6 protein-coding genes are annotated in these 10,599 nt (G+C 44.3%); 2 read left to right on the forward strand and 4 right to left on the reverse strand.

Features of this window, described 5'->3' with window-relative positions; translation table 11 throughout:
* Positions 1-18 precede the first annotated feature (18 nt).
* Both DW039_RS01040 and DW039_RS01045 read left to right on the forward strand, forming a co-directional pair.
* Positions 19-1,119 (forward strand): DUF6340 family protein, encoded by a 1,101-nt coding sequence (locus DW039_RS01040; protein WP_009038084.1) that lies wholly within the window; start codon positions 19-21, stop codon positions 1,117-1,119.
* Between the two features lie 66 nt (positions 1,120-1,185).
* Complete coding sequence (locus DW039_RS01045) at positions 1,186-1,632, forward strand: hypothetical protein (protein ID WP_005831967.1); 447 nt, start codon at positions 1,186-1,188, stop codon at positions 1,630-1,632.
* Positions 1,633-1,738: 106 nt separating this feature from the next.
* Here DW039_RS01045 and DW039_RS01050 read toward each other — a convergent pair whose 3' ends face one another.
* From DW039_RS01050 to DW039_RS01065, 4 genes are all read right to left on the reverse strand, one after another.
* Positions 1,739-4,741: a glycoside hydrolase family 55 protein gene (locus DW039_RS01050; RefSeq protein WP_120028706.1), complete on the reverse strand. Its 3,003-nt coding sequence runs from the start codon at positions 4,739-4,741 to the stop codon at positions 1,739-1,741.
* Positions 4,742-4,770: 29 nt separating this feature from the next.
* Complete coding sequence (locus DW039_RS01055; protein ID WP_120381574.1) at positions 4,771-7,785, reverse strand: glycosyl hydrolase family 28-related protein; 3,015 nt, start codon at positions 7,783-7,785, stop codon at positions 4,771-4,773.
* 71 nt (positions 7,786-7,856) lie between these two features.
* Positions 7,857-8,573 carry a DUF3823 domain-containing protein gene (locus DW039_RS01060; protein ID WP_005831972.1) on the reverse strand — a complete coding sequence of 239 codons (717 nt, stop codon included), beginning with the start codon at positions 8,571-8,573 and terminating at the stop codon, positions 7,857-7,859.
* A 25-nt stretch (positions 8,574-8,598) separates the two neighbouring features.
* Entirely contained in the window at positions 8,599-10,590 is a 1,992-nt protein-coding gene (locus tag DW039_RS01065) for a RagB/SusD family nutrient uptake outer membrane protein (protein WP_057252344.1), read from the reverse strand.
* Positions 10,591-10,599: the final 9 nt, after the last annotated feature.

Consider the following 10,599-nt stretch of genomic DNA (forward strand, 5'->3'; position numbering starts at 1 on the left):
AGAACAAAACCAAAGACTATGACCAAATATCACTATTGTCTGTTATTGATGGGGTCTCTGCTGTTAGGCAGCTGCCAGAGTGTAGAACAACTGTCCATTGATTATATGCTTCCGGCAGAAGTCAGTTTCCCGGCAACACTGAAACGTGTGGCTGTTGTCAACAACATGCCAAACGTACCGGACAACAAACTCATCATCAGTGAGGAAGAACAGAAAAAAAGCGAGAATGAGGTGGCACGCCTCACCAACTACTACAATGGAGACGCCGCAATAACAACCGAATCCCTTGCAGAGGCCCTTGCCAACGAAAACTACTTTGAAGAGGTTGTGATATGCGACTCTGCCCTCCGGAGTAAAGACATCAATCCCCGCGAAAGCACATTATCGAGAGATGAAGTACTGGAACTTACACAGAATTTGGACGTAGATTTCCTGATAGCCCTGGAAAACATACAAATGCGTTCCAATCGCAAGATAAGTTATATGCCCGACTGGGGTGTGTTCCTCGGCACAGTGGATGTAAAGGTATATCCTACCGTCAGAATATATTTACCTAACCGCAAAGGTCCTATGGTGACCGTCAACAGCAATGACAGTATTTTCTGGGAAGAGGCAGGAAATGGTGAAGCGTCAGTACGTTCCCGCCTCATCAGCGAAGAAGACATGGTGAAGCAAGCATCTGAATTTGCAGGAACGGTTCCGGTAAGACATCTACTCCCTTATTGGAAAACTGGTAACCGCTATCTCTTCAGTGGTGGTTCTGTAAATATGCGTGACGCAGCCGTATATGCCAAAGAAGAAAATTGGAGTAAAGCAGTAGAGCTCTGGAAGCAGACCTACGAAACAAAAAAAGGAAAACAGAAAATGTATGCAGCCTATAACACCGCTTTGGGCTACGAAATGCAAGACAGCATAGATACTGCCTTGGAATGGGCATTAAAAGCGCAAACCCTTGCCCGTGAGAAAAGCAAGACAGACAAAAAAGAGACAGGCGAAATACATGATGGAACCATCTCCTATTACATCTTTATCAGCATGTATGTAGACGAATTGGAGAAACGAAAAGAGGGAATGGCACGCCTGAACATGCAAATGAACAGATTTGATGATGATTTTTAGTCAAATGATGCAGAGATAACCGTTTTTTTTATACCTTTGAACAACCATTAAGAAAAGAAAGTTATTATGAAGCTCAGTCAATCGTCATTAGCACTCTTGGAGGACACTCTTAAAAAAGCAATCGGCAAATACACCTGCGGTTGCGAACAGACTATCGTTACAGACATTCATCTGCAACCGAATCAGAATTCGGGCGAACTGTCTATCTTTGATGATGAAGATGAAGAGCTTGCCAATACTTCCATTGAAGAATGGATGACATACGAGGGGGATGATTTCTACGAAAATGTAGAGCGTATCTTGTCCTCACTGCTCTGCAACATGAAAAATGAAGGAAAGTTCGACAAGCTGACTATTCTGAAACCATTCTCTTTTGTACTGGTGGATGATGATAGAGAAACAATAGCAGAACTGTTGCTGATGGATGATGATACTCTATTGGTCAATGAAGAGCTACTGAAAGGATTGGATGAGGAACTGGATTCTTTTCTGAAAGAGCTGCTGGAAAAATAATATTCCAAACAATCAGCCTATAAGGAAAAGAGACCTTCTTATAATAAATTAGCCCCTGCGATATAAAACGACCGCAGGGGCTAATTCTTTTTTACCTATACAATACCTAACGTATCTTAATTCCATAGAAAGAACTTGAGGTGGTAACAAAAAGCATATCCTTCTGCCTTCCACCAATTGCCAAGGAAATCGGGCGTTCTTCTATCTGAATACGTCTCTGCTCTTTACCATATTTGTCATAGACAAATATTTCACCATCAGCAACATAGACATTTCCGTCAGCATCGGTCACATTACTGTATTGGCCATAAGGACATATTATTCCTTGTTCTGTCAAACGGCCATCCCCACCAACGGAAAGTTGTACTGTCGTTTTATTCATCTCATTTACAATATAAACCGGTTCTGACTGACCGGGAACTGTAACAGTCAAAGCACAAGAACGCCCCAAATCATAGGTATCCGGAATAATTGTCACGCCATCCGGAGCGACAAAACTATACTCAGGCATACTGGCAACCACCTTGTCAAAGTCACCTCTCCAACGACTGGAAGGGTGAATGACTTTCTGTATATTCTTCATACCGGCTGTAACGACACGTGGCATAGGCTTCATCGTAGCATCCACGTTATCCGGATTAAAAGAATACCCCCAAGCACTCCAGCCACTGTTACCCCAACCACTGTACATCGGATTATCATCCGGCAAGCGCACTACCGTTTCCTGCTTGCCGTTCACCAGATAACCCGGCTGAGGGTCATAGCGGAAAATAACCAGCAGATTGTCTTGCGTATCAGTAGTCAATGTAAAAGGCTTCCAGGGATAATCGGCTATCAAAGTAATCTGCTCCGTGTCTGCCGACCATCTATAGATTTTCTTCAGACGGTTTTCACAGAAGTAGATATTTCCTTTACTGTCGGTAGTAGCTCCGGAGGCCAGTTCAAAACCGGTAGCCAGCTTCACAGGCTTGTCCATGACCGTGCAGGAAGGGCGAAGGCTCTTCTCGCTACCCGAAACAGTGAGACGGGCAAAGTCCCACGAATAAACGGGCAACTTCTTATTCATATCATATATAGGAAACTCTATGACTGGCAATATCTGCGTATAATTGTGCATATTACGGAAAGTGATATTCTTGCAATCCCATATGCGGAAACCTATCCTCTTCGGCATAAAGGCACGGATAACGCGATACATCCACACATTTACCATTTCGATATTTTGACAATTGGACATTTCTGCCATATAACAATCAGGCCCTTCACGACCTTCTTCCTCAAACTGGAAAGCATAAATTTTCCAGTTGGCCACATTATGGAAACGGGCTTCAGTACGGACATGATGCTCCAAAGACATGGCATAAATACGTCCCGGAGTCTTCGTTTCGCTAATATAAAGCCCACTGGCAGCATACGTACTGGCTGTCCAAACATCCTTAATTGTCCCGCCGCCATTGTTTGTAATCCACAAACTCCAATACTGGTTGTCCCAAGCCATATCCTTACCGGTCTCCATGACCGGAGAAGACGGGGAACTAATTCGACGCTCGCCCCTGCGGTAAGACGACTGTCCGGAAACATTCGGAGCCGGTTTGCGCAAGGTGCCGTGCCCGCCTACAAACTTCACATCATTCAAGTACGAACGCTCACCCGCCATCCATTTACAGCCGACAGCACGGTAATTATACGCACCGGTATTAATACCTATGCCATTCAGCATGTCGTCGCCGCCTTCGGAAGATTCAACCAAAGGCACAGGCACGCCGAAACCACTGAATGCAGGCTCGCTTTCCTTCAACAGAAATTGAGTCCCAAAAGGATGCAGCCCAATCAGCTTAGTACCGGGAGACAGCTTCAACGTTCTCGTCAGGCGATACCAACCCTGGGGCACATAGATGTTTTTATGCAAAGAGACAGCTTTCTCAAAAACTTCCGTATCATCAGTCTCGCCATCACCTTTTGCCCCTAAGTCTCGGATATTGACCCATGTCTCCATTGCCGGAAGAACCGGAAGGTCCTTGCCAAGTGTAACCGGCAGTTTTGCCACCGGCTCTATTTCACATATTTCCCTGAAAGAAGAAGCATCATTCAAATCCTGATACACCAGACCGTAAGTAAACTCCTTGACTCTGTACATTTTTGCTTTTCCGGCAACTTTCTTTCCACTTTGAGCATAGCCCACCAGTACGGGAACATTCCTGCAATCCACATTCACCAGATTCAATTGCGAAAAAGTATTTCCCTCTACGCTTACCCTGACACCGGCTTCCGAAATATTCTCCCACAACGAATTCTCCACATGAAGGCGGTCTGCCAGATTCTCTGCCATTTCAAAGGCAACGGGCGTATTCTTCACATGCATATTGACGATGGCAAACCCCACCTCTTTTGAATAGACAGCCGCCTTTCTCTGCCCCTCAAAGTAAGTATCGACCATCATCATAGGCCATCCCGGAGAAGTCCTGGAGGAAATTATCCCATATTCACCGCCATAGAACCTGACGTCTTCCAGTTCATTGCCAACATCATACATGCCGGCTTTCCCCGAACCAATCCGAATGTCGCAATGATTGATAAATCCATGCTGGGCAAAATGCGCACGAATGGCGACGGCTTGAGGATTACCTTTGTCTATACGGAAATCTACATTGGACACCGCACTATAGAAAGTACCTGCACCGGCATCCGAAGGCTTCCTGCCCTCTTGTGCCAGCCCTCCCGTAAACCATATCATATAATTTTGAGTAGTCTGGAAACCGGGTGTATCGGCTCCCAAATAAATCACCGGCCGTTTCTTCCCATAACCAATCAGCCGGATGGATGAGGGAATTTGAATCGTCTTGCTAATGCGATAATTTCCTTCCGGCAGAAACAGTATCCCAAAGTTCTTTTCGCGCTTCACCTGATTGATTGCCTCTTGAAGTGCATCGGTCACGTCGGACTTTCCATCAGCCTTGAAGCCGTAATTCTCCGGGGTAAAGTAGAATGCTTCCGGATCGTCCGGTCTTTGCGTATAGGTGGAACCACCCTCTGCCGCCCACCCGGACGGCATATTACCGATAATCCAACAGACTATCAGCAGGTATCTCATTATTTGATAATTTCTCATTACACAGTTTGTTTTAATATGGATTTTCCTTATTTAATACGTACACCAAAGAACTTGGAACGGCCTGTGACAAACAATGTATTGCCATCCTTACCGCCAAACTGTAATGTGGACGGACGTTCGGGAACACGAATCATCCCTTTCTTCTTGCCATCCTTATCAAAAATATAAATTTCCCCATCCGCTATATAGAGGTTTCCTTCCTTATCTACCGCTGAACCAAATTCGCCCTGCTCCACAAAATAGCTCAAGTTGGAGAGCGTGCCGTCATTGGCCACATCCATCTTCACCATTCTGCGGTCATATTCATCAGAGGTATAGAAAGGCTTTCCCGGATAGGCTTCCAGCAGGGAAGAACTACGTGACAAGTCGAAATAATGAGGAATGATAGTTTTTCCATCCGGTGCCAGGAAGCACATTTCAGGAACATAGACCGACACCGCATTGAAATCGTGGAAGTCTCTCCAACGGTTAGAAGGATAAAGAGCCTTATACACGTTCTTCACTTGACCCATCGGAACACGCGGCAACAGTTTGATGGTCTCTTCCGGATTTTCCGGGTCAATGGAGTAGACTCTCATTGTATATGCGGAATTACCATATCCGCTGAAAGAAGTACCTTTTGTATCAGGCATTACCGGCATTTCCTCCGGCTTACCATTAATCAGATATCCCGGCTGCGCATCATATCTGAACAATACCAATAGATTATCTTCTGAATCAAAAGCCAGGTTGGAGGGTTTCCACGGGAAATCTGCCAGCAGCGACAAGCTGTTTGTCTCTACCGACCACTTAAAGATACGACGCATCCGATGGTCGCAGAAGTAAATGTTACCTTTACTGTCGCGCGCAATGCCTTCGGCAAATTCCAAATCAGAAGCCAATTGGTTCACCTTACCTATTTCATTGCCTAACGGTTGCTGATGAGGTTCTTTTCCGGTTACAATCAAGCGAGAAAGTTCCCACGGGCGGATGTCAATGTCTTTGTTGACATCGAACACTGCAATGTTATTCGTATATTTAATCTGAGAATAGTTATGCAGGTTCAGAAATGCGATGTTCTCGCAATTGCGGATACGTACAGAACTGTGATACGGTTCATTGACACGGATAACGCGGAACATATACAAGTTTGCAAAGGTCACATCTTTGCAGTCGTCCATCTCTATCGGTTGGCAATCGGTACTTTCGCGGCTCTCTTCCTCGGTTTGCATGCAATACACCTTCCAGTTGGACACCTTGTTGAAACGTACTTCATTTCTTACATGATGCTCGATGGACATGGCATAGATACGCCCCGGAGTAGAAGTATTGTTGGCATAGAAACCATTGGTGGCATAGGTACTTGCTGTCCAGATGTCTTTAAAGGTGCCGCCACCGTTGTTGGTCACCCACAGACTCCAATACTGGTTGTCCCAAGCAAGGTCCATGCCCGAAGCCGCTACCGGATTATCGGGAGAACTGATACGAGCCGGTCTGTTCCACCGGCCACGTGGTTCCTCAACACCCGGTTTAGGTTTCCATAAACCACCATGCCCGCCTACAAACTTCACGTCATTCATATAAGAATCTGCATTTGCCATCCACTTCACACCTACAGCACGATAGTTATAACCGCCGGTATTGATACCAATGCCCACCAGCATATTTGCACCGCCTTCCGAAGATTCCACCATCGCTTTCGGACCGCCAAAACCACTGAATGCAGCAGTACTTTCGTCCAGCCGGAACTGAGTGCCAAAAGGATGCAGGCCTATCAACTTGGTATCGGGCTTCATCTTCAAAGTTTCGGTAATGCGATACCAGCCCTGGGGCACATAGATATTATCGTACTTGTCAATAGCCTCCTGGATGGCCTTCGTATCATCCGTTTCCCCATCTCCCTTTGCACCGAATTCGCGCAGATTTACCCATGTTGCCATTGCAGGCAGTGCAGGGATGTCCATCAGTTGGGCAACCGGCATCTTCTGTATCGGTTCAATATCAACCAACGTTTCATATTCCGGCATATCCACCATGTTATCCATCTGCAAGCCGTGGTCGTATGACTTTACCTTATAGATTTTATGAGCAACATGGGTGGCCGTATTGCTACGGGTATATTTCGCCAAGGTCGGTACATTCTTACAATATACATTGCGAAAGGTTATCTGATTGTTGCTGTTGTTCTCGTTGGTAATCACCACTGCCGGACCACTTACATTTTCAAAATAGCTGTTTTCCAAAAATAACTTGTCGCAATAATTAGGGTCAATATCAAATACAGCCGGAACATTCTTGGCATACAGATTCACCATTGCCAAACCGGACTCCTGACAACGAAGAGCAGCTACACGTTGTCCCTCAAAATAAGAGTCGACCATCATTACCGGCCATCCGGGAGAAGCTTTTGTCGTATAAATGCCATAATCTCCCCCGTAAAAAGCAACGTTTTCCAACTCATTGCCCACATCGAACAGACCAGCCTTGCCTTTACCTATGTATACGGCCACATAACTGATAAAACTGTGTTGGGCAAAGTGTGTGCGTAGCGCCACTGCATGCGGATTACCATCTTCTATGCGCAAGTTGATATTCGACATGGCACTGTAGAACGTACTGGCACCGGCATCACGGGGTTTCTCACCTTCCTTGACAACGGCTCCCGTAAACCAGAACATGTATTTAGCTTTTCCTTTATCATCAGCTACTTCCTCCTGAAAACCCGGAGAATTCTTAGCCAGAATAAATTCCGGGCGATTCTTTCCATAGCCAATCAAACGAATAGCCGTAGGAATATAAATGGTCTTGCTGATTTTATATTTACCTTCAGGGATAAAAAGGATTCCGAAATTCTTTTCTTTCTTCACTTGATTAATCGCTGCCTGCAAAGCATCCGATACATCCATCTTTCCATCCGCCTTTATAGGATAGTTCTCGGGAGTGAAATAAAAAGCTTCGGAGTCATTGGGTTTTAGAGGATATATCGAATTCAATTGTACAGCATACAACTGAGTACATATCATCCCCAGCAAAATTAAAATAATCGTGTTCAATTTCTTCATGGTCTTATTTTTAATGTATGGATAAAAAAAGACGTTCTGCCGTCAAGCAGAACGTCTCCCTCTGCTATAAATTACAATTTTATAACTACTACCGGCGCATAATTATGCCGTACAGTGCCCACACCCGAAACATCAGCCAGAGCGCCAATACGGAAATAATAATTCTTGCTGTATTTCAAGACATCAGCATTTTGTCCCAGATCGATGGACAATGTATAAATATCAGCGCTATTTATAGCAGTACTCGGACTAAACACTTGCTTATCAGTCCCTCCATTCAACGTCAATTTCACATTGTTACCTACCCACATATCTGAAAAAGCAAACAGCTGAATCTCTTTCAATTTCACTTCTTGTTTACCAGCTTCCAACGAGAATGTAGCAGTAATTACATTGCCATTCTTTTCTACTTTTGGACTTTTGACGCGAATATAAGGAATAACCTTGAAATCATACACATTATCCCCTGACTTAACAACAAAATCCTTCACTTCAAATGGATAAAAATTCCCATTTTCAAAACGAACATCATAAGTGGCAGCAAAAACCATATTGTTACGATATTCTCCGGTATTTGTGATATACCAGGTTTGATCCGTAGCATTAGTAAATCCATGCTCCCTCACTTTAATTGCATTACCGTTTTCCATATCAGAACCTACAAGTTCACCAGTCTGTTCGTCAAGGATAGAACCATGTATGGAAGCATCCGGTCCCTCATAATTATCAATTTCACAAGATGTCAATGCGAATAAGAAGCATGACACAAATAACAATATCTTTTTCATAACTTTCTACTTAATATTATTCAAATTAATGACCTGGATTCTGAACTAAACCATTCGTGGCAATATTAGGTATGCCCCTATAGTAGTTGATGTTCTGGAAAGTACGCCCTCCTCTTGTTTCGTCACCAAAGTAGTTCACCCTTGCAAAGACATATTTAGGCTCTGCACCACGCAAGTCAAGCATCGGCACCAAAGCTTTACGAATTCTATTATTGCTGAACTCAGTATGGAATTCCCTACGACGATTCATATCCCAAAAACGCTTTCCTTCAAACGCCATCTCCACACGACGTTCCTTCAGGACATTCTCCAATGTCAAAGATATCCGGTCGGTGTGTCCGGCTCTACGTCGCAAAGCATTCAAATAGTTCTCAGCCAATTCCTTATCGCCCAATCCACTACCATTTTCCACAACAGCCTCAGCATAATTCAGGTAGACTTCTGCCAAACGCATATCAATATAAGAGGTAGTGGACGAAAGACGGTCGGGAGACATGCTCTCGCCCTCGGGCATATACTTACGGACTCCAAAACCTGTAGCAGTCCAATTGGCATCCTCACCACTGTTCACATTATTAAATCCGGAGAACATGGTTTCACCTTCGGCTCCTAAAGCATAATATGTTGTTCCATTTTTCTGAGTAGACTCGTTTGAATAAGCCACATAGCTATTATTGTCCTTGATAAATCCGCCCTGGATAATAATCTCAGTGCCGGCATAAGATGAACCCGGCACAACCACACTTGCCAACAGACGTGCATCCTTGTTGGCAAACGGTTCATACAAATCGTTGTATTTAACAAAAGGTACCGACATCAAGGTGTTCACTACAGAAGCATTATTCATATTATGGAAATTAGCGATATAAGCATCTTCATTCCCATCCGTACGAGTTACAATCTTTGCACTTTTTCCCGTGCCGTCATCCGTATAATCTTCAAACAAATCAACGATTTCCAACATCGGATTGAAACGTCCATATTTCAGAGCGCCCGGATTGACTTGAGGAAGGATATTAAACTGAGCATAGCTATGTCCCTGATTAGTATTGGTTGTTCCATTAAGATACGCTTTACTGAAAATAATCTCTTCATTCTGGTCATTCAGGAACAAGGCCTGGAAGTTTGATGCAGCCTCCTTAACAGTAGCCGGAGCAGGCTTATAAAGAGATTTACCGGAATTCTCTATAAGGAACTTAGATGCTTCAATACATTCTTTATAGAATGCATCGGCATCGGCAGAAGTCATTCCACCCACCAGTTTCTGAGTGACAGCCTCACCAGCCAAAGGTGCCAGATTCCAATACTTGGCTACAGAAGCTGCATGAAGTGCAACTCTTGACTTCAACGCATAAGCTGCCCACTTGGTTACGCGATACAAATCCGAACCAGAAGTCGCATCGGGCAAAGTAGCAGCAGCAAGGGTACACTCATTCAATACAAATTTCCAAGTATCCAACTCTGTACTGCGAGGAACTGCCACAGCACCCGGTCCACCATTGGCATAATCATCGTCCTGCACTTTGTCAATCAGAGGAACGCCGCCATATCTTTTTACAAGCCCATAATACATATAAGCACGTGCAAAATGGGCTTCACCAGTCATACGATCCGCATCTGCAACAGAAATTGTTCCGGCTTCTTTGGCTTTCTCTACATTCTGCATAAAAATATTCACCTGACGAATATCTCCATAGGGCCAATAATTGAATCCTTCGTAACCTATACCCACTCCTCCGTCACTACGGGTAGCTTCGTCGGTAAGAAATGCTAAATTAGTAGTTTCATTCACACCATCATAACCGCGTTGATTAAAACCAGCGTTCGGACGATAATTAAAATCTTCCATAGGAATCATGGTATATATGTTTGCCAATAGTGCCTTTACACCACCTTCTGTCTCCAATAACTGCTCGGGAGACACTTTATCCAGCGGTTCAAGTTCCAAGAAGGCATTACAACCGGACAATCCCATCAATGCACATAACGAGAATATCGATAAAATATTTTTTTTCATGGTATTTCA

The sequence above is a fragment of the Bacteroides sp. AF39-16AC genome (assembly GCF_003602735.1).
Classification (GTDB): Bacteria; Bacteroidota; Bacteroidia; order Bacteroidales; family Bacteroidaceae; genus Bacteroides; species Bacteroides uniformis.

Coding starts and splice junctions, on each gene's coding strand:
- DW039_RS01040 (WP_009038084.1), top strand. CDS start 19: ATGACCAAATATCACTATTGTCTGTTATTGATGGGGTCTCTGCTGTTA.
- DW039_RS01065 (WP_057252344.1), bottom strand. CDS start 10,590: ATGAAAAAAAATATTTTATCGATATTCTCGTTATGTGCATTGATGGGA.
- DW039_RS01050 (WP_120028706.1), bottom strand. CDS start 4,741: ATGAGAAATTATCAAATAATGAGATACCTGCTGATAGTCTGTTGGATT.
- DW039_RS01060 (WP_005831972.1), bottom strand. CDS start 8,573: ATGAAAAAGATATTGTTATTTGTGTCATGCTTCTTATTCGCATTGACA.
- DW039_RS01045 (WP_005831967.1), top strand. CDS start 1,186: ATGAAGCTCAGTCAATCGTCATTAGCACTCTTGGAGGACACTCTTAAA.
- DW039_RS01055 (WP_120381574.1), bottom strand. CDS start 7,785: ATGAAGAAATTGAACACGATTATTTTAATTTTGCTGGGGATGATATGT.